Origin of the sequence: Acinetobacter sp. YH01019, from assembly GCF_013420285.1 — a bacterium.
Classification (GTDB): Bacteria; Pseudomonadota; Gammaproteobacteria; order Pseudomonadales; family Moraxellaceae; genus Acinetobacter; species Acinetobacter gandensis.
Map to the genome: position 1 here is coordinate 213,737 of NZ_VOYM01000001.1, position 20,087 is coordinate 233,823.

22 protein-coding genes are annotated in these 20,087 nt (G+C 40.6%); 10 read left to right on the forward strand and 12 right to left on the reverse strand.

All coding sequences use genetic code 11. From position 1 onward, the window contains the following. The first annotated feature begins 33 nt into the window (after positions 1-33). The gene (locus FTT84_RS01045; protein ID WP_180079633.1) at positions 34-228 is read left to right on the forward strand and encodes a hypothetical protein; all 195 of its coding nucleotides are present in this window, start codon (positions 34-36) and stop codon (positions 226-228) included. Here FTT84_RS01045 and ptsP read toward each other — a convergent pair. Both ptsP and FTT84_RS01055 read right to left on the reverse strand, forming a co-directional pair. Then, entirely contained in the window at positions 221-2,515 is a 2,295-nt protein-coding gene (ptsP, locus tag FTT84_RS01050) for a phosphoenolpyruvate--protein phosphotransferase (RefSeq protein WP_180079635.1), read from the reverse strand. The two genes, FTT84_RS01045 and ptsP, sit on opposite strands and share 8 nt — an antisense overlap. A gap of 77 nt (positions 2,516-2,592) precedes the next feature. Next, on the reverse strand, positions 2,593-3,072 hold the full coding sequence (locus FTT84_RS01055; protein WP_180058402.1) for an RNA pyrophosphohydrolase: 480 nt from the start codon (positions 3,070-3,072) through the stop codon (positions 2,593-2,595). Between the two features lie 181 nt (positions 3,073-3,253). Between FTT84_RS01055 and FTT84_RS01060 the strand changes: the two genes are divergently transcribed. From FTT84_RS01060 to FTT84_RS01070, 3 genes are all read left to right on the forward strand, one after another. Then, entirely contained in the window at positions 3,254-3,910 is a 657-nt protein-coding gene (locus FTT84_RS01060; RefSeq protein WP_180079638.1) for an HAD family phosphatase, read from the forward strand. A gap of 99 nt (positions 3,911-4,009) precedes the next feature. Then, entirely contained in the window at positions 4,010-4,489 is a 480-nt protein-coding gene (locus tag FTT84_RS01065; RefSeq protein WP_067763879.1) for a DUF2628 domain-containing protein, read from the forward strand. Positions 4,490-4,588: 99 nt separating this feature from the next. Further along, positions 4,589-4,831 (forward strand): DUF2789 family protein, encoded by a 243-nt coding sequence (locus FTT84_RS01070; RefSeq protein ID WP_067763876.1) that lies wholly within the window; start codon positions 4,589-4,591, stop codon positions 4,829-4,831. 63 nt (positions 4,832-4,894) lie between these two features. Here the strand turns inward: FTT84_RS01070 and FTT84_RS01075 are convergent, their stop codons facing one another. Beyond that, on the reverse strand, positions 4,895-5,758 hold the full coding sequence (locus FTT84_RS01075) for a LysR family transcriptional regulator (RefSeq protein ID WP_067763872.1): 864 nt from the start codon (positions 5,756-5,758) through the stop codon (positions 4,895-4,897). A gap of 645 nt (positions 5,759-6,403) precedes the next feature. On the opposite strand from FTT84_RS01075, the gene FTT84_RS01080 reads away from it, so the two are divergent. Beyond that, positions 6,404-6,601 carry a hypothetical protein gene (locus tag FTT84_RS01080; protein WP_067763869.1) on the forward strand — a complete coding sequence of 66 codons (198 nt, stop codon included), beginning with the start codon at positions 6,404-6,406 and terminating at the stop codon, positions 6,599-6,601. Positions 6,602-6,702: 101 nt separating this feature from the next. Here FTT84_RS01080 and FTT84_RS01085 read toward each other — a convergent pair whose 3' ends face one another. After that, a complete protein-coding gene (locus FTT84_RS01085) occupies positions 6,703-6,939 on the reverse strand; it encodes a DUF2061 domain-containing protein (RefSeq protein ID WP_067763865.1) in 237 nt (78 codons plus the stop codon). A gap of 355 nt (positions 6,940-7,294) precedes the next feature. On the opposite strand from FTT84_RS01085, the gene leuC reads away from it, so the two are divergent. The 4 genes from leuC to leuB all read left to right on the forward strand — a co-directional run bounded on the left by leuC (position 7,295) and on the right by leuB (position 11,193). Next, positions 7,295-8,728: a 3-isopropylmalate dehydratase large subunit gene (gene leuC / locus FTT84_RS01090; RefSeq protein WP_180079640.1), complete on the forward strand. Its 1,434-nt coding sequence runs from the start codon at positions 7,295-7,297 to the stop codon at positions 8,726-8,728. 24 nt (positions 8,729-8,752) lie between these two features. After that, positions 8,753-9,403 carry a 3-isopropylmalate dehydratase small subunit gene (leuD, locus tag FTT84_RS01095; RefSeq protein ID WP_067763859.1) on the forward strand — a complete coding sequence of 217 codons (651 nt, stop codon included), beginning with the start codon at positions 8,753-8,755 and terminating at the stop codon, positions 9,401-9,403. A 105-nt stretch (positions 9,404-9,508) separates the two neighbouring features. Further along, the gene (locus tag FTT84_RS01100; protein ID WP_067763855.1) at positions 9,509-10,072 is read left to right on the forward strand and encodes a hypothetical protein; all 564 of its coding nucleotides are present in this window, start codon (positions 9,509-9,511) and stop codon (positions 10,070-10,072) included. A 41-nt stretch (positions 10,073-10,113) separates the two neighbouring features. After that, positions 10,114-11,193 carry a 3-isopropylmalate dehydrogenase gene (gene leuB, locus FTT84_RS01105; protein WP_067763852.1) on the forward strand — a complete coding sequence of 360 codons (1,080 nt, stop codon included), beginning with the start codon at positions 10,114-10,116 and terminating at the stop codon, positions 11,191-11,193. Positions 11,194-11,287: 94 nt separating this feature from the next. Here leuB and FTT84_RS01110 read toward each other — a convergent pair whose 3' ends face one another. The 3 genes from FTT84_RS01110 to infA all read right to left on the reverse strand — a co-directional run bounded on the left by FTT84_RS01110 (position 11,288) and on the right by infA (position 12,659). Beyond that, a complete protein-coding gene (locus tag FTT84_RS01110; RefSeq protein WP_257223343.1) occupies positions 11,288-11,722 on the reverse strand; it encodes a hypothetical protein in 435 nt (144 codons plus the stop codon). A 250-nt stretch (positions 11,723-11,972) separates the two neighbouring features. Then, positions 11,973-12,188 (reverse strand): hypothetical protein, encoded by a 216-nt coding sequence (locus FTT84_RS01115; RefSeq protein WP_162270483.1) that lies wholly within the window; start codon positions 12,186-12,188, stop codon positions 11,973-11,975. A 249-nt stretch (positions 12,189-12,437) separates the two neighbouring features. Beyond that, on the reverse strand, positions 12,438-12,659 hold the full coding sequence (infA, locus tag FTT84_RS01120) for a translation initiation factor IF-1 (RefSeq protein ID WP_004692529.1): 222 nt from the start codon (positions 12,657-12,659) through the stop codon (positions 12,438-12,440). Positions 12,660-12,890: 231 nt separating this feature from the next. Here infA and FTT84_RS01125 point away from each other — a divergent pair, with 231 nt between their 5' ends. Beyond that, complete coding sequence (locus FTT84_RS01125; protein WP_067763848.1) at positions 12,891-13,898, forward strand: AraC family transcriptional regulator; 1,008 nt, start codon at positions 12,891-12,893, stop codon at positions 13,896-13,898. 147 nt (positions 13,899-14,045) lie between these two features. On the opposite strand, the gene truA is transcribed toward FTT84_RS01125, so the two are convergent. The 5 genes from truA to asd form a co-directional block, all read right to left on the reverse strand. After that, positions 14,046-14,843: a tRNA pseudouridine(38-40) synthase TruA gene (truA, locus tag FTT84_RS01130; protein WP_180058457.1), complete on the reverse strand. Its 798-nt coding sequence runs from the start codon at positions 14,841-14,843 to the stop codon at positions 14,046-14,048. A 17-nt stretch (positions 14,844-14,860) separates the two neighbouring features. After that, positions 14,861-15,823 carry an asparaginase domain-containing protein gene (locus tag FTT84_RS01135; RefSeq protein WP_180079684.1) on the reverse strand — a complete coding sequence of 321 codons (963 nt, stop codon included), beginning with the start codon at positions 15,821-15,823 and terminating at the stop codon, positions 14,861-14,863. 49 nt (positions 15,824-15,872) lie between these two features. Then, positions 15,873-17,183, reverse strand: coding sequence for a fimbrial protein FimV (locus FTT84_RS01140; protein ID WP_180079642.1), 1,311 nt, complete (start codon positions 17,181-17,183; stop codon positions 15,873-15,875). Between the two features lie 73 nt (positions 17,184-17,256). Beyond that, positions 17,257-18,681: a hypothetical protein gene (locus tag FTT84_RS01145; RefSeq protein WP_180079644.1), complete on the reverse strand. Its 1,425-nt coding sequence runs from the start codon at positions 18,679-18,681 to the stop codon at positions 17,257-17,259. Between the two features lie 145 nt (positions 18,682-18,826). After that, the gene (gene asd / locus FTT84_RS01150; RefSeq protein WP_067763834.1) at positions 18,827-19,945 is read right to left on the reverse strand and encodes an aspartate-semialdehyde dehydrogenase; all 1,119 of its coding nucleotides are present in this window, start codon (positions 19,943-19,945) and stop codon (positions 18,827-18,829) included. Between the last annotated feature and the right edge of the window lie 142 nt (positions 19,946-20,087).

The window sequence follows — 20,087 nt, forward strand, 5'->3', positions numbered from 1 at the left end:
ATGGTGTTGTGTGGGCATAAAAGGTGAATGCAAATGGCAAAGAAAAAAGTCCTGCCAGAAGTTGAAATGCGCAACTTTGTGGCAAAACACATGAACGATTTTAACAAAAGCCAAACTTTTGTAGATCGAAAGAAAAATGCAAAACGTGGCTATGACAAGCACAAAAAAGGGAGATACTCAAATGACTATCTCCCTTTTTATTGGTCTGTATTTTTACAATTTAACTGACTATTCGTGTTGCAGATTTCACCATATCGCCGAGACCATGTGTCTTAAAGTAATATTCCATCATACTTTTCACCATCAGTGGATTACTCATGTTCACCGCGCGTTCTAATAGTTCCTTAGCATCAGGCATCGGAACATGACAAATCGCTTTACGCACTTTCAAAATATTGCTTGAACTCATGGATAGGGTGTTGAAGCCCATTGCCATTAATAGAATTGCGGTTAAAGGATCACCTGCCATCTCACCACAAATGCTGATTGGTTTGTCGTATTCATGGCACTGTTGAACTAAACGTGTCAGTGCGCGCAGCACAGCCGGGTGCGAATGTGAATATAAGTTGGCAACGCGTGGATTATTACGGTCAACCGCCAATAAATACTGGGTTAAATCGTTTGAACCCACCGAGAAAAAGTCGACTAATTCTGCGAATTCTTCAATTTGTAAAAGTACACTTGGCACTTCGACCATGATGCCAATTTTAGGTTTGGTAATTTTGACTTGTTCTTCTTCTTGTACAGCCACCCAATCGCGTTCAAGGAGGTATAACGCTTCTTCAACCTCACTAACACTGGTCACCATTGGCAGTAAAATATGTAAGTTATTTAAGCCAATACTCGCTTTGAGCATTGCACGGATTTGCGAAGAAAAAATTTCAGGATGATCAAGGGTAAAACGAATACCACGCCAACCGAGTGCTGAGTTTTCTTCTTCAATGGAGAAATAAGGTAAGTCTTTATCTGCACCAATATCGAGAGTACGCATCACCACGGGTTTATTGGCAAAGTGACTGAGCTGCTGACGGTAAATCGCTCGCTGTTCTTCTTCGCCGGGGAAGCGGTCACGTAGCATAAACGGAATTTCAGAACGATAGAGTCCGACACCTTTGGCACCACGTTGTACACCACGAACTACATCAATCATGAGGCCTGTATTCACATACAGTTTAACTGCGACACCATCTGGAGTAATGGCATCTTTAGTTTCATATTGCTTCAAATCTTTAGCAATCTGTTCTTCTTCTTTTTGAATTTCTTTATAGCGAGTACGCAAACGACGTGGTGGATTGATGAATACACGGCCTTGATGCGCATCGACAATCATTTCAACATCATCAAGGGTATTAATCGGAAGTTCTGTTACACCAACGACCGTTGGAATACCAAGGGCACGCGCTACAATGACCATGTGCGAGTTCATTGCCCCTTCAGTGGTGACAATTGCCGCAATTTTATCGACTGGCAGTTCAACCAAAGCTGCCGTGGAAATTTCATCGCCAATTAAAATGCTTTCATCTGTGATTTCACGATGGCTCGCATCGGCTTCTTGCAAGAAAGCTAAAATACGACGACCAAGGTCTTTTAAGTCGGAAACGCGTTCACGTAAGTAGTCATCTTCCATCTGTGCGAACAGTGCGATGTGCTTATCAATGACAATGCGAACAGCACCTTGTGCCCAGTGACCGTCGCGAATTTCGTTTTTAATTTCAGCGGGAAGGGCATTTTCATCCAACATACGTAAGAATACGCTAAATAGTGCACGTTCTTCAGCCATCAAGGCATCTTGCATTTTGTCATCAAGCGACTGAATTTCTTGACGCACCGAATCGATGGCATTATCAAGTAATTCCAATTCCTCACTAATGTCATCGGCTTCGCGGTCTGGTACTGAGGCTAAATCGGCTGGAGGATAGAGGATTACGGCGCGACCCAGTGCGATACCACCTGAACCTGATATACCTTGAAAGGTTTTATATGCTGGCAGATTATTTGGTTTACGGAATACTTCAATATTGCCTACAGCATGTGCATGGGCAATTACCCCTGAGAGTTGTGCACAAAGCGTAACAAGGAAAGATTCTGCTGCTTCAGAGAAGTCTTGAGGTTCTTTGTTTTGAACCACCAATACGCCCATTACTTTTCGGCGGTACATGACAGGTACACCAAGGAATGAATTATAAATTTCCTCGCCGGTTTCCGGTAAGTACATGAAGCGTTCATGCTTCGGTGCGTTGTCTAGGTTGACGATTTCTTCACGTTGTCCCACTAAACCCACCAGACCCTCACTGGTGTGTAATGAAACATGACCCACAGCTTCAGGGTTTAAACCCTTTGAAGCCATCAGTAAATAACGATGATTACGTTCGTCAAGCAGGTAAATGGAGCAAACATCAACATGCATGGCTTCAGCCACTTGGTTGACCATAATGTCTAATGATTCATGCAAACTGGCTGACGCATTAATCTCTTGGACTATGCGTCTTAATGTATCCAGCTGCATGTTCGACATCGGCTCTGCTCCTTAATTTATTCTGTTTTATTTATAACAACACTCATCTAAAAAATCTGCACAAGCTGGGCAAATTTTTATGGTTTCTGTGGAAGCTGATTGCACAGTTCCACCATGGCTTTGCGGTATACATCACGCTTAAAATTCACGACTTGACCCAATGGATACCAGTAGCTGACCCATTGCCATTGATCAAACTCTGGTGGGTCTGACAAATCCAGCTGAATATTGTGTGCTGAAGCCGTCAGTTTGAGTAAAAACCACTTTTGTTTTTGACCAATACATACAGGGTCTGAATCCGTGCGTATATACCGATGCGGCAAACGATAGCGCAACCACCCTTGGGTTTGTGCTATCACCTGGACGTGTTCGGGCAGTAAGCCAACTTCTTCTCTCAGCTCACGGTAAAGTGCCTGTTCGGGGGTTTCTCCATGTTGGATACCACCTTGTGGAAATTGCCAAGCATTGTGACCAATGCGCTTTGCCCATAAAACTTGTCCAATGTCGTTTGCCAAAATGATCCCGACGTTGGGTCGGAAACCTTCTGAATCGATCATTTGGCTACCTAAAAATTGTCTAATTTATGACTTTGTGCTCGGGGACGTTTATTTCTGTGTCCATCTCGAAAAAGCAAAGTGTAAAAATGTTAAAATTGTTATGATCTTAACGAATTTCTATCGACTAGCGGAGATAGATTTACAATTTTTTTCTTAAATTTCAGCTTTTACGAGTATTTTCATGAAATTGGCACTGTTTGACCTTGATCACACCTTATTAAATACCGACTCAGACCATTCATGGGGAGAGTTTTTGGTCAATGAAGGCTTGGTTGATCCGATTCATCACCGTGCTATGAATGACAAGTTTTATGACGATTATAAAAAAGGTCAGCTTGATCCAATTGCTTACAATGAATTTGTCTTTCAGTTTTTAACGAAGCATGACACCGTTTATTTAACTGAGTTGCACGAACTGTTCATGAAAAAAGTGATTCGTGCACAAATGCGCCCTGAAGGTTTTGCAGCAATTCAACGCCATCAAGAGGCGGGCCATCAATTGGTTGGGATTACAGCAACATCTGATTTTATTACCGCCCCGATTTTCCGTGAGTTTGGTATTACTGAAATTATCGCTACAAATGCAGAAATTGTGGATGGTAAATACACAGGAAAAGTGATGAATACGCCGTGCTACCAAAAGGGCAAATTAGTACGTCTCAATCAATGGCTTGAAGGCCGTGATGTGACGGAATCTTGGGCTTATTCAGATTCAATCAATGACCGATTCTTATTGGAATATGCGGATCATGCGATTGCAGTCAACCCAGATGATCGCTTAGAAGTTTTAGCTAAAGAACAGGGCTGGGATATTCAGGATTGGTCAATCCAAGCTTAACAGTTTTACAGCAGTGTCATTTAAAGCACCTTCGGGTGCTTTTTTTATGTAGCGAATATTCGCTACACTAAGCTTAATATTCCTTTAATTTTTCTTTTTATGCAGCCAGCAGAAAATTTTAAACATTTACTACGTATTTTTATTGGGCCAAGAGCAGCACACTATTTAAGTTATCTTGAACAGAAAAATGTGACAACGAAACCATTAGCTTTGAGCTGGGCGGGTTTAATTTTTGGGGTGTATTGGCTGCTATATCGCAAAATGTATAGCTACTTCTTCTTGTGGCTTGCAATTATGTTCGTGGTGGGATTGGTAGTGGAAATTGTTGGACTATCTGTACAATCCATTGCCGCATTGTCATTTGTACCTAACATATTGATTGGCTTGATGGGCAAAGATTTGTACCTCAAATTTGCACAGCAAAAAACCAAAGCTTATATGAATCACCCCAAATACAATGAAAAGGTCTTTGCTGAAGAAGGTGGCGTAAGTCTAGGCGTACCTGTGTTATGGTTATTTATTCAAATCGTGGTGGTGGTGATGTTGAGCCTGCCTTTTATTCATTTTTCACCGCTATAGAATTCTATAATTGAGTACATGGATGTTCCATGTTATATCCTTAGAGCAGAACAATTGAAGATTAAAACATCCCAATAAAATCGGCTGAGGAGCATAACAATGAGTGTACGTCCACGTATGACGAATCTATTTGAACAGCTAGGCTTGGAGTCAAGCGAAGAAGCAATTGCTTTGTTTATTGTGACCCATCAATTGAGTGCGCATACCAAAATTACTGAAGCTGATTATTGGACTGAGGGGCAGCGTCAATTTTTGGCAGAAAAAATTAAGTCTGATGGTGAATGGGCGATTATTATCGATCAGCTCAATGAATCTTTGCATGAAGATTCAGTGACAAAATAGATTCCTTTTTTTGTTATAAAAAAAGCCACCGTACAGGTGGCTTTTGCTTTGTCTATTGAAGCATTAAATATCTTTCATCAATTCAACTAATTTTTCAGCAGCACGAGATTGGGTACGGCCTGGGTGCCAAACGATCCCTAATTTACGATTCATATTCGAAGCTAAATCTAACTGTTTTAAGTCCTGGTTCAATAAGGTTTTAGGTAAAACTGACCAACCTAGACCAATCGATACCAACATTCGAATTGATTCAAGAGAATTGTTACTCATGGTTACTTTTGGTTTGAGTCCATGCTTTTCAAATTCAGCTAGAGTGATTTGACTGGTATAAGTCTGTGCAGCAGGCAATAGACTTGGGTATTGAATCAAATCTTCTAAAGTTAAATGTTCAATTTGTGCTAAAGGATGGAAAGGTGATACCACAAATACCAATGGATCATTCCAAGTCGTAATGTATTTCAAACGACTATCACCTTGCGGTGGCAAGGTTAAAAATGCCAATTCAAGATCGCCTGCAAGGACTTGCTCATGTGCTTGTTCTGAATCAACAAAATGCACGTCTAAAGTCACTTCAGGATATTGTTGTACATAGCGCTGTAAGTGGTGTGGCAAATGATGTAAACCAATGTGATGGCTAGTACCAATTTTTAATTTGCCTTGTACCTGACCTTGTTCATGGCTCAAGGTATGGTGAATATCACCCAATTCATTCAACCAGCTTTTTACTTTTGGCAAAAGTGAATTTGCAGCATGCGTAGCTTGTACACCACGACCAGCAGATTCAAATAATTTCACGCCAAAGTATTCTTCTAAACTATGAATACGTTTGGTGACAGCAGGTTGGGTAATGAAGAGTTGATCTGCTGCCAAGGAGATCGAACCAGTTTCCATGACTTTTACAAAGGCTTCAAAGGCTGCGAGATTCATCTTCATTCCTATAAAGAATTTTTATGCTTATATGCATTGTTATAATATTTTAAGAATAAATCAAAGGGAAAGTTGTATCTTTTGATTTAAAACTAAGCATTCATTACGTTTGCTATCATTATTTTGCATAAGTAACACAGAGTTATTTTTATTTAAGTTATCGTTTTCTAATCACTTTAAATAAATTCTTTGCATAAAAGGGCGAATGAGGCGCTTTTAATCATTCATGTCGTGACTAACATCTGGTTACAGCGAGACTCAGCTAAGATTTGAAAAAATGCGCTGAATGAGCAAATTTTCTTTCATTAAAGTTATTTTTTAGATATGTATTTTTTTCTTCATTCGTTGTTACAAAGTCTCTGATTTATGCATTGATGACAATGTGCATAATAGTGTGAGTACAGGCATTGAGGCATGGTTTGAATGTACTCAATGAAGTCAAAGACAACTCGTAACTTAGGCGAATTTCAGTGCTAATTTATAGAAAAATTTAAATGGCAATTTTAAGAATAATAGAAAGGCTGTTTTCGACTTGAATCAACTGTTTGAAGTCTTGGCGCGAATCACATTGGATGATACTGAACATTAGACATAAAACTGGAAAATGTGCAGAACTTGTTGATATTTTCCTTGAGGGATAAAGATATGGATCTTAAACATATAAAAAATCTACTGGACATTTTTGAAGGTACGGTTGAAAAGCGCTGTGCCGTATATGAACTTGCAGACGATGAAGATGATGAAAATCAAGCCGCAGCTGAATGTAATGCAGCGAAAACACAGTTACTTATTGCAATTGAGCAGTTAGTGCATGCGCATGAAACACAGCAAGATAAATTGTAGTCTCATCGGATTTACAGTTGTGACAATCCTGCTCTATAAACGTGATGCAGAATAAAAAAACCACCCGAAGGTGGTTTTGAACAAGGAACAGCGAAAGGAAATTAAGCGGGAATATTTTCCTGATCAATTTTATCTTTCTTTTCCCAAGCTTTTTCGTGGAAGAAGAAGGCAAATGCTTGAACAGTCGGTTCAAGTAAACTTAAAGTAATAGCCATTGCCCAGCTGCCAGTGACAAAATAACCAACAAGCATCGCAACCGTAATGTGCATGATGTAATAGCTCAATGTTTTCTTAAACATGCGCTGATTGTTTTCGACGAATTTGTTAATGTGTGCCATGAGAATGCTCCTTGTTTAATCAATTCATTTTGGCTTGATTTAATAATAATGATTCTTATTTGCATTGTAAAAGAGAAATTTCAATTTATCATCATTGAATTTTTTAATTATGCCTTTGCAGAATGATTATGCTTATAAAAATGCAGGCGAAATGTCGAAGAGAAACTAGGCGTTAAGCCAGAATTGGCGCTGTTTTCAGCTAGATAATTAGATTTAAAAAAGCAGTGAAATCACTGACTTTTTATCATTCCTATAAGTTTTTAAACTAATAAAAATGATAAATTAGATTTATGTTAATAGCTCGTTATAATCGATTTAACGAAAGAATTTACCCAGTCCAGTGGAGCAAATCGACATGGCAGGCGAAACCCAAAAAGCAAAAACATTGTATGACAAATTGTGGGATGACCATTTAGTAAAACAACGAGATGATGGCTCATCATTATTATATATCGACCGTCATTTATTGCATGAAGTAACTTCACCACAAGCATTTGAAGGTCTACAGCTTGCGGGACGAAAACCATGGCGTTTAAGTGCAAACGTTGCAACACCTGACCATAACGTACCTACTTCTAAAAAAGAACGTTCTGAAGGTATTGCTGGTATTGAAGATGATACTTCTCGTATTCAAGTACAAACTTTAGATGATAACTGCAAAACTTTTAATGTTGCGCAATTTGACATTAATGACGTGCGTCAAGGGATTGCACATGTGGTCGGGCCTGAGCAAGGTTTAACTTTGCCTGGTATGACCGTGGTATGTGGTGACTCGCATACTGCGACACATGGTGCATTTGGTTGCTTGGCACATGGTATTGGTACATCTGAAGTTGAACATGTATTGGCAACTCAATGCTTAGTTCAAAAGAAAATGAAAAACATGTTGGTTCGCGTTGATGGAAAATTAGGTCAAGGCGTAACATCTAAAGACGTGGTTTTAGCGATTATTGGAAAAATTGGTACCGCAGGTGGTACAGGTCACGCGATTGAATTTGGTGGTCAAGTGTTCAGTGATATGTCGATTGAAGGCCGTATGACCGTATGTAATATGGCAATCGAAGGCGGTGCTCGTGTGGGTATGGTCGCTGTCGATGAAAAAACCATTGAATATGTGAAAAATCGTCCTTATGCACCGAAAGGTGAGCAGTGGGATCAAGCAGTTGCATACTGGAATACCTTGCATTCTGATGAAGATGCACACTTTGATACCGTTGTGGTATTGCAAGGTGAAGAAATTGAGCCACAAGTGTCTTGGGGAACGTCTCCTGAGATGGTGATTCCTGTGACTCAAGCTGTGCCAACCTTAGAACAAGCAAAGGATGATGTTCAGCGTAATGACTGGACACGTGCGTATAATTACATGGGTTTAACCGCAGGTCAGGCGTTAGCAGATATTCAATTAGACCGTGTGTTTATTGGTTCTTGCACCAACTCGCGTATTGAAGATATTCGTGCAGCAGCAGAAATTGCAAAAGGCAAAAAAGTTGCATCAAGTATTAAACAAGCGATGGTTGTTCCAGGTTCAGGTTTGGTGAAAGCGCAAGCTGAAGCTGAAGGCTTAGACAAAATTTTGATAGAAGCTGGTTTTGAATGGCGTGAGCCAGGTTGTTCAATGTGCTTAGCGATGAACGCTGACAAATTACAACCGGGTGAGCACTGTGCATCAACCTCGAACCGTAACTTTGAAGGTCGTCAAGGCAATGGCGGTCGCACTCACTTAGTAAGCCCAGCAATGGCAGCAGCAGCCGCAATTGCAGGTCACTTTGTTGATGTACGTTCTTTCTAATATTGGCAGCTAGGAGCAAACAGCATGAAAAAATATACCGTTGAACAAGGTATCGTTGCACCTTTAGACCGTGCCAATGTCGATACTGATTTAATCATTCCAAAACAGTTCTTGAAATCAATCAAACGCACTGGTTTTGGTGAAAACTTATTTGATGAATTGCGTTATTTAGATGAAGGTTATTTGGGCTTAGATAACTCAAAACGTCCATTAAACCCAGATTTCGCATTAAACCAAGCTCGTTATCAAGGTGCATCAATCTTGATTTCACGTGCCAACTTTGGTTGTGGTTCTAGCCGTGAACATGCGCCGTGGGCTTTGGAAGAATACGGTTTCCGTACTGTGATTGCGCCAAGCTATGCAGACATTTTCTATAACAACAGCTTTAAAAATGGCATGTTGCCCGTGATTTTGTCTGAAGAGATTGTAGATCAACTTTTTAAAGAATGTTTTGCGACTGAAGGCTATCAATTAATCATTGATCTAGAAGCACAAGAAGTTCGTACCCCGACAGGCGAAGCATTCAAATTTGAAGTTGATCCATTTCGCAAACACTGTTTATTAAATGGTTTGGATGATATTGGTCTAACTTTGCAAGCTGCAGATGATATTCGAGCTTATGAAGAAAAAACCAAGCAATCACGACCTTGGGTTTTTGCTGAGATTAAAGCCTAAGTATGGACCAAGAACTTCGCTGTAGTATCTATGTCCAACTCTTGTTAATATCAGACATAACAAAATTTATACGTTAGTCAGAATTGAACAGGTTGGGTTCGAATAATGCGAAAGTTCTTCGGTCAGCTGATTGTTACAGGCGTGGTGCTAGCATCACTGGGTGCATGTCAAACCATTGACACAGCACGCATTAAAAATGTGAAAGAAACTGAAAGCACGAAAAATAATGCAGTCATTCGTTGCGTAGGTCGAGCGACGTGTGAGTTTGAGCGTTTTGATAAATTAATGGTGGTTGATTCGAGTAATCACCACGTTCAACGTGCTGCAATTAAAGCGGGCATTGTCCGTTTAAATGGCCATTCGTTATCAGATCCGAATGCATTATATCTTTCTGTGCCACCGGGACAGCATGAAGTGGTGATTCGCTTTTATCCAATTTCAACCGATAAAGCCGAATCTCTGCATGTGATTCATAATTTTAGAGCCAAGCAGCAGTATAGTTTTAAAATGTTCCGTGATCGTTCAAAGCAAAAAGGCAGTTTATTGGCTGTATCTGCGCCAGATCCTTTATGTGTTGATTTGATTCAGGAAAAAAAGACCATTCGACGTTTCTGCCGCCCATACAATGTCTTAACAGGACTTGGTGAGTTCGTAGAAAAAAAACTTTAAATCTGACTGGTAATAAAGCCAGCGTATAAATGGAAACACTCATGTCAAAACATATTTTGATTTTACCAGGTGATGGTATTGGTCCTGAAATCGTGAAAGCGGCTGAACAAGTGCTTACACGTGTGAATGAAAAATTCAACTTAGGTTTGACTTGGGAACAAGGTTTATTAGGTGGCGCAGCAATTGATGCACATGGTTCACCATACCCTGACGTAACAGCAGCGCAAGCAAAAAAAGCTGATGCTATTTTGTTAGGTGCAGTCGGTGGTCCGAAGTGGGATAGTATTGAACGTTCAATCCGTCCAGAACGTGGTTTGTTAAAAATTCGCTCAGAATTAAATTTATTCGCGAATTTACGTCCAGCGATTCTTTATCCACAATTGGCAGATGCTTCAAGTTTGAAACCTGAAATCGTGTCAGGTTTGGATATTCTTATCGTACGTGAATTGACTGGTGGTATTTACTTCGGTCAACCACGTGGTATTCGTGAGCTTGAAAACGGTGAAAAACAAGGTTTCAACACCGACGTTTATGCTGAGTCTGAAATTAAACGTATTGCCAAAGTTGCTTTTGAAATGGCTAACTTACGTGGCGGTAAAGTATGTTCGGTAGATAAAGCCAACGTGCTTGAAGTGACTGAGCTTTGGAAACAAACCGTTACTGCATTGAAAGAAGAACAATACCCAGAAATCAACTTGTCTCATATGTATGTAGACAATGCTGCAATGCAATTGGTACGCGCACCGAAACAGTTTGATGTGATCGTAACTGGTAACTTATTCGGTGATATTTTATCGGACGAAGCGGCGATGTTAACGGGCTCAATTGGTATGTTGCCATCAGCATCTTTGGATGAAAATGGTAAAGGTATGTATGAGCCATGTCATGGTTCTGCGCCTGACATCGCAGGTCAAAACATTGCTAACCCATTAGCGACAATTCTTTCTGTTGCGATGATGCTTCGTTACACATTCCGTGAAGAAGCTGCCGCTAAAGCGATTGAAGATGCTGTAGGTAATGTTTTGGATCAAGGCTTACGTACAGGTGACATTATGTCTGAAGGCAGTACGAAAGTCGGTACAGTGGAAATGGGTCAAGCTGTAGTAACAGCATTGAACTAAGTTTTCATTGAATTGAAAAAACGCAGCTTAACGCTGCGTTTTTTATGTTTTGGAAAAAATGCCGGATAGCAATATATGCAGAGTTACTACTAAATTAGCAAGTTCGCCCAGTGAATTGCACATCGGTCGCAATATTATTTTTCAGTTTGAATTCAATTAAGCAACTTAGCTCGACATCATAACTATGCGTGCCACTCGGAATAGGTACAGCTGCACCACTGCCTATGCCCATAGCAGGATTGTCCGCCATGGGGAGGGGAATACTAACAGGTCGTGCTACTCGGTAACTCAAACGATCTGGATGTAATTCGGCGGGGCTGATATTTTGATAGCCTAATTGGCTTAAATTGAGTTGAGTACGGATCGTCTCACTGGACTTTCCAATAAATGACTCTAAATAGCGATGTCGCTCGTAACTTGGCACTGTTGATGTCGCTGCACAAGCTGACAACAGAATGGCGCTGCAGATAGCTACGGAACCAAAGTGAAGATGCCAAAAACCTAAAGGAAAAATCATGCTTAATTTCATGGAATACAGCCTCACGAAACAACAATAATTCTTAGTTTAATCCGTTGTGAGCGTAATAAGTGTATGAATTTGATACATGGCAACGCTATTAGACCACACTCATATCAAAGCATATTGCAAGAAATCAACATGCCTTTCCAATGTAATGTACAGACTGTACGACATTATTTTCTAATTTAAATTGAATTTGGCATTTCATTTCAACGCTGAGATTGCTTTTAGATGGGGGGAGGTATGGCAGCTCCCATTGTCACGCTTGTGCCGATATTGGGCGTATCAATAGGAACATGCATATGATAAAACCATACATATTATGCAAGATGGTATAAGTGAGTGTATTTTTAGTTTGCACGGTTGCTGCTGCCTGACGATAACCCATTTGGGTTAAATTGAGTTGCTGTTGTACTTGTATGACAGACTGTCCAATATATTGTTGTAGGGATTGATCTAATTTTTCTTGCTTCATTGTTGCACAAGTTGTCAGCGGCAGTGCTATATAAATGCAAAATATTTTTACATGATAAAGTTCTTCATTATTGTTTGTGTTATTGCATCTGGATGAAATTAAAGTAATTGTTACCACGTGTAATTCCATAGGATGAGTGGAATTAAGCTGAATAAATAGTCAAATTTTAAAGTTTTGATCTTTTAGAATTGATTGTGCAGACATTAAAAAAGCCACTATTTTCAGTGGCTTTTTTGCTTTCGCTAAAACTTAGCGTGCACGATAAGTGATACGACCCTTAGATAAATCATAAGGAGTCATTTCTACTTTAACACTATCGCCAGTCAAAATACGGATGTAATGTTTACGCATTTTACCAGAGATGTGAGCAATCACTTCATGACCGTTTTCTAAACGTACACGGAACATAGTATTAGGAAGCGTCTCGGTGACAACGCCTTCGAACTCGATGAGTTCCTCTTTATTGGCCATAGCCTACCTAAAAGAATAAATTGGAAAGGCGCAAATTATAGTCAATTCTTTTGCGAAATACAAGCCATTACAGGTTTTGCAGTGATCGACTGTCAGTTAAATAAGCGAACAAATCAGTTAAATATTTTCTACAAAAAAGATCAGCTAACTGTTGTCAGTTTGGTCAATCGCAGTTAATCTAAATTCAATCTTTTTAGGTATAAATGAAGTACATACAAGGAAGGTTCTGGAGTGGGTCAGCTAACTGATGCATCTGTTGTACTGCGTTTGGGGTATCAAGCGATTCGTCGTGCAGGATTACCAACAGAAGAAATTTTAACAAAAGCGGGTGTCGCTTTAAATCAGGTCGAAACCAATGACCGTACCCCGCTCAACGCGCAATTTGCCTTTTGGGTGGCTGCAGAAGAAGTCAGTAAGGATCCTGACATCGGATTGCATCTCGGTGAACATTTGCCTTTATATCGCGGACAAGTGATTGAGCACCTGTTTATTTCATCTGAAAATTTTGGTGAAGGGCTTAAGCGTGCTTTGGCTTATCAACGTCTAATTAGCGATGCTTTTCATGCCAAATTAGTCATTGAAGATGACCGTTGTTATTTGACCAATGGTGAACAGCCATGGGCAGAAAACATTGTCAATCGCCATTTTTCTGAATGCGCTTTATCTGGCGTTTTACGTTTTTTTAAGTTCATTACAGAAGGGCGTTTTCAACCGATTTATATTGACTTTAATTTTAGTCAGGGTGCATCGGATGATGAATATTTCCGTATTTATGAATGCCCAGTTAGTCTAGGGCAGAAAGAAACGCGTCTGTATTTTGATCCCGCCATTTTGGAATATCAGTTGTGGCAGGCAGAACCTGAGCTATTACAATTACATGAACAATTGGCGATTGAAAAATTGCAGGAATTGGCGCGCTATGACTTGGTGGGTGAAGTTCGACGTGCTATTGGTTCAACTCTTGAAAGTGGGGAAACAACGCTAGAAACAGTCGCTGCGCAGTTGAATATTACACCACGTCGCTTACGTACTCAGTTGTCTGAAGCAAATACCAGCTTCCAGCAAATCTTGTCAGATTATCGCTGTCGTTTAGCGAAAAAACTGTTGGCGAATACCAATGAAAGTGTTGAACGCATTGTCTATTTAACCGGCTTTTCTGAGCCGAGTACGTTCTATCGCGCGTTTAAACGCTGGACCAATGAAACGCCTGTGGAATATCGTAAGCGTAAGCAGCGTTAAGGTTATTCTTCGATAAAATCCTCCCTCCAATCCCTCCTTTAATAAAGGAGGGGAGTGCCTCTTATTGTCAAATGGGAGCTTTATAAACCCAAGTTTAAAATGAAGGATTGCTCCTCCCTTTATAAAAGGGAGGCTGGGAGGGATTTTTTACTCAGGCATATTTAACCAATGTGGCCCTAGTGGAACTTTAGGTAATTCAAACTGTGCAGGATAGTCTGCGTGAATGAAATATAAACCATCTGGTGGTGCAGTCACGCCTGCTGCTTTACGGTCTTCTGCGGCAAAAATCGCGTCAATATGGTCAATCTCATACATGCCCTGACCGACTTCAAGGAGGCAGCCCATAATGTTGCGAACCATATGGTGTAAAAATCCATCAGCTTGAATATCAAGCACTAAATAGCAGCCATGTTGAATGAGGCGGCAGTGACGTACATGGCGGACTGGCTGATTGGATTGACAGGCAGCGGCACGAAAGCTTTCAAAATTATGTGTGCCTTCAAACTTTGTTGCTGCTTGCTGCATTTTGGCAACATCAAGTTGGGCATATACATGCGTCACTTGTTTATGCAATAAGGCAGGGCGCTGGGGATTGTTATAGACCACATAGCGATAACGTCGTGCTTGCGCTTTGAAGCGCGCATGAAATTCGTGATCCATCTCTTTAATCCATTGGATTGAGATGTCTTTCGGCAGTTGGCTATTACTGCCCATGAGCCAGCCACGAATAGGACGAATCGCATTCGTATCAAAATGCGCAACCATATTGGTGGCATGTACGCCTGCATCGGTACGACCCGCGCCATGCAGCATAATCGGTTCATTGGCAACTTTACTTAAGACAGTTTCAATGGTTTCTTGCACGCTTGGTACACCCGGTTGCTGAGTTTGCCAGCCTTTATACTGCATGCCACAAAACTCAATCCCAATTGCAAAACGTTGCATAGTTACCTCAAATTACCTTAGTCATTCCAATGCGCTGACCATTCTGCTGCGCTGTCGTATTGTAAATACATTTTTAAGCATTTGGCATAAAGATCTGCATGCCCATAGCAATTACTCACCAAGAGCCCACTTTGTTGTACCCATTCGCTTATTGCATAGCGTTGATCAATTCTGCCAAAAATCACTTGTGTACTGAGTAGAATGGCGCAACCTTTGTTTTGTAGTGATTTGAATAAGTCTAAAAGTTCAGCATTAATTGAAATATTGCCTGTACCAAAACCTTGCAAAATTAAGGCGTCGGGCGGTTGTTGTAAAAATGCTTTTAAATTTGCGACTTGCAATGCAGGAGCAATGGGTTGCCACATATAGCTGACACAGTTAAATGCTTCGGCCTTTTCTAGCATATGTTCGTTGATGATCACAGCTGCATCAGTTGAAGAAATTGGCAATGATGCATCTATGCCATCAAAGGCCTTCAGTTCAGTTGTGTGTACCTTTAAGGCTGATCGCGCATGATATAAATGATGGTGAAATGCTAAATACACACCCACAGATGATGTATGAACAGATTCCAATGCAAAATTTAGATTATCAATTGCATCGGTAAATTCGCGGGTATTATCGCCTGAAACAGTAAAGAGTGGATACTGACTGCCTGTGAGGACCACATGTGCAGATTGACCTATAAAATGGGCCAATACAGCACTTGCGTAACTTAAAGTGTCAGTACCATGAATGACGACAAAATGTTGGAATTGTTGTAACTGAAGTTGCTGTATTTGATGGATGAGAGTAAGCCAATCAAGTGCAGTGCAAGCACTACTATCCCGTATAACGGATGCGACAAAACATTCAATATCAAGATGTAAGGGTAGGACATGTTTGAGTTTTGGAATAAAGTCATCAGCAGGCATCGGGCTGAGCGGCTCACCCACACAGCCAAAAGTACCACCCATATAAATTAGAGCTATTTTTTTCATCATAAAAAAAGCAGTCATGGAAGACTGCTTTATTTTAAATGGCTTTTGCTTAAGATGCGATCTGATTCAGTAACTGTTCTGCCTGTTGGCGTTGTTCAGTTGAAAACTCAGCTTCTTTCTCTGCCAATACATCACGAGCAGCTTGGTAAGCACCTAATTTCACATATTGCTCTGCAAGTTCAATATTGAGTTGTGCTTCATTGACTTCAAGCAACTCAGGGAATGATTGTACCAGCGGATCATTATGATCAGTTGTGGATGCAACAACTGGTGCACTTACACCACTAATATCAAAACTTAGGCCTGTAGAAGGTGCTATTGCAGGCTTATCTTCAACTGATGGAATAGTATCAAGTTTGAAGTCTAATGCTGTTTCAGGCTGTTCTTCCTGCTTTGCTGTGTCAAAACCCGTTAAATCAAAACTTAATGTCGGTTCTTCAACTTTAGCTTCTTCAGTTTTTGGGACATCGGTGGTGAAAGAGAAATCAAGTGGTTCAATTTTATCTTCAGTTGCTTTAAGTGCTTCAACAGGCTGAGTTGTTGACGAAGTTGATGGTGCAAAGTCCATACTGAAATCAAGCGGTTTGTTTTCATCAACTGCAGTTTCTGTTGGTGTTACTAATGGTGCTGTCTCAGTAATAACTGGCTTGTCTTGAGTGGTGAATGATTCAAACTCTAAAGGCTTAATATCTTCTACCTGAGTCGGTTTCTCAACCACTTCAGATTGAACTTTTGGAGCTGAACTGAAATTGAAATCAAGTGGCTTAATTTCTTCAACCTTACTTTCTGCTGCAGGAGCTGTTGTCGTCTCCATCAATGCATCAAAGTCAGCCGTATTTTTTGAGCTAGTAGACTGCGTCGTATCTTCAACTACAGGTGATACAAAATTAGTACTGTTGTCATTTTGCTCTTTATTGCCTTCGTATTCAGCTTTTTTAACATCAGCTTGTTCAAGAATGTCATCTAATTCTAATGAACGGATGTGACTGAGTAACTGACTGATCGCAAATTCATCTTTTTGTAAAATATGAATGTCTAAAAGATATAAATACAATTCATGCTGCGAATTGTCTTTTTTGAGAGATTGGTTGATTTGTGCTTCTGCTGAAAAGAAATTACGCTCAGCAATCAGCTTTTCAATCTTACTGCGTGTATCAGCAGTAAGCTCTGTCATTTTTTTCTTTTCGATAACAGTATTATCGACAGCATGGGTTTTCTTTGGGGCAGCTTTTGCTGAAGTGCCAGTTTTCTTTGCCTTTACTGGCTTTGTCGCTTTATCTGATTCTTGGTCTTTTTGGCGTTTGTTCAATATTACCAAAACGATCACTAAGATCACTAATGGAATCACATAAATCAGCATGTTTTAACCCCTTGGAGATAGAGTGATAAAGGTTGCACTCATCCCTATAAAATCATCATTTGTAACGTATTAGCTATTGGCTTCTTTTATCTGCTTGTTGTGCTTTCAACTGTTGTTGCAGTTGTGCAAGACGCGCATTTAATAGTTGAATTCTATGATCCTTTTGATTTAGTGCCAATTCTAATTGAGTTACGTTTCTCTGTAATTTAACGGTTTTTTCCCGTGATGTCATAACTTTTAATGACAACTCTTTCGAAGTTTTGTTTTTTTCTGATGAATTGTTTGCAGAAGCTGGAGCTAAATCTTGTGATTTCTCAGCCACTAAGCTCATTTCTGCTTGGTTTAAGCGATATTTTGCTTTGCCTGACTGGCTAGATGGTGTTTTTGCCAGTTCCGCTGCAGACACTTTCGTCTGCTCTTTTTGAGATTTTCCACTAGCAATATTGAGTGCAGCGCCACGACGCAGACGATTGACATCACCTTGAATAAACGCATGTTCATTTGAGGCTTTAATTTGCTTCATGACTTCGCCCACAGGACGATTTTGCTCAGCGGCAATACGTGATGCAATGCCCCATAAACTTTCATTGCTTCGCACGACATATTGTGTGGCAGCTGACCCTGTATTAACGGGTTGAGCAGTTGGTGTCGCGGCTTGAGCTTTTACAGGCGCATTTTCGATGGGTTTTGTTGCACGCTTTTGTGCTATTTCATCCGCATATTTTTTGGCTAGAGGGTCTTGTGAAATGCTGGCTGACTCGTTTGCAGGTGCAGGTGGCACTATTTTTGCGGTAGCGCTATTTTGGCTAGATAGAGTCGTTGATGAATCTTTTAATGCTGTTGGCGCTGGAATATGCGGCGCATTGGGTGTTGGGATCGCATAATTTTGCACATGTACTGGTGACTCAATCGCAACGGGTGTTGTGATAGGAGCTTGTATCAGGCTTGGCGGTGCTTTTTTGCTGAGCAGCAACGGTTGCTCAGCAGCGATGACAGGTTTTGCTGTATAGAGCGTACTGGTCGGTAGATTTAATGCGATATCTTTTTCATTCACAATAATCACAGGGGCCAGTGGACGCTCATTTGCTCGGGTTTGAGCAGATGCATTATTGGTTGGGCTACGTTTTAATGGGGTTTTAATACTTTGTAAGCGTGATGCATTACCTTCTTTAATATTGACAATAAAATTGAGTTCAGCATCAGTGACTGGGCGTGAAGAAGTGATGGTAATCACACCATTACCTGCGCCATCACGACGCGTGAAAAAGTTCAAATGCCCAGGCGGTTGATGACCTGTACCCATGCTGAGCAAGTCCTCCGCACTGGCTAAACTGGCGTTTAGTGGCACAGAAGTGTCTGAGTGGCGGAAATGAATCTCAGCGTACAGCAACTCCCCAGGTGCTGATTGAACTTGAACAGGATCAATAGAAATCGCATGAATATTCTGAGATGCAATAACGGCTAAAATGGCGATCTTTAATTTGTTATATACGGTCATCTTAATCTTTAGCTCGAGCATTTATGTCGCATGGCGAAAATTATAGATTAGCGACTTGTCAGAGAATTGTAAAATACTTACACGATAGTTACATAAAAAAGCCGATCAATTGTGATCGGCTTCTTATTCAATGGCTTAAAAATGCTTAAGCATTTTTATATTCCACTAAAATACGTAACATGCGACGAAGTGGTTCAGCAGCACCCCAAAGTAATTGGTCACCTACAGTAAACGCACCAAGGTATTCTTTACCCATGTTGAGCTTACGTAAACGACCTACTGGTACAGATAATGTGCCAGTGACTGCAACAGGTGTTAAATCTGTCATAGATGCTTCGCGAGTGTTTGGAACAACTTTTGCCCATTGGTTCGCATTACGTAACATGTCTTCAATTTCATCAAGCGGCACGTCTTTTTTCAATTTCAACGTTAAGGCTTGAGAGTGGCAACGCATTGCACCAATACGAACACAATGGCCGTCAATTGGAACAATTTGTTGATTGCCTAAGATCTTGTTGGTTTCAACTTGACCTTTCCATTCTTCTTTCGACTGACCGCTTTCAAGCTGTTTGTCGATGTATGGAATGAGCGAGCCTGCTAAAGGCACACCAAAGTTTGCTGAAGGGAAGCCTTCGCCACGTTGTAATTCAGCAATTTTAGAATCGATGTCTAAAATAGGTGAGCGTGGATCATCAAGTAAGTCTTTTGTATTGTTATACAAGTAACCCATGCCTGAGATGAGTTCACGCATATTTTGCGCGCCTGCACCCGAAGCTGCTTGATAGGTCATCGATGTTGCCCATTCCACTAAATTATTTTGGAATAAACCGCCTAAGCCCATCAACATCAACGAAACTGTACAGTTACCACCAACGAAAGTTTTAGTGCCTTTTACTAAACCGTCTTTGATGACATGCATGTTTACAGGGTCAAGTACGATGATTGCTTCATCATCCATACGAAGTGTAGACGCAGCATCAATCCAATAGCCATCCCAAGCTTCAGCTTTTAGCTTTGGAAACACTTCTGTCGTGTAATCGCCACCTTGGCAGGTAATAATGACATCCATTTGCTTCAGACTATTAATGTCTGTCGCATCCATAAGTGCTGGGGCAGTTTTACCACCAAATGCAGGGGCTTCACCACCTGCATTACTGGTAGAGAAATAGAATGGCTCGATGTGAGCAAAATCATTCTCTTCAACCATACGTTGCATAAGGACGGAACCAACCATCCCGCGCCAACCGACCAGACCTACTTTCATGTCATTGTGCCTCGGTGCGTTAAAAAATAAAAAGGGATTCGAGTGTACCAAACAAGTGCATAACTGCAAGTGCTACATAAGCAAAACACGAATAATATTGTCCAATATATCTACTTTATGTTACATGGAAAATTGATATAAA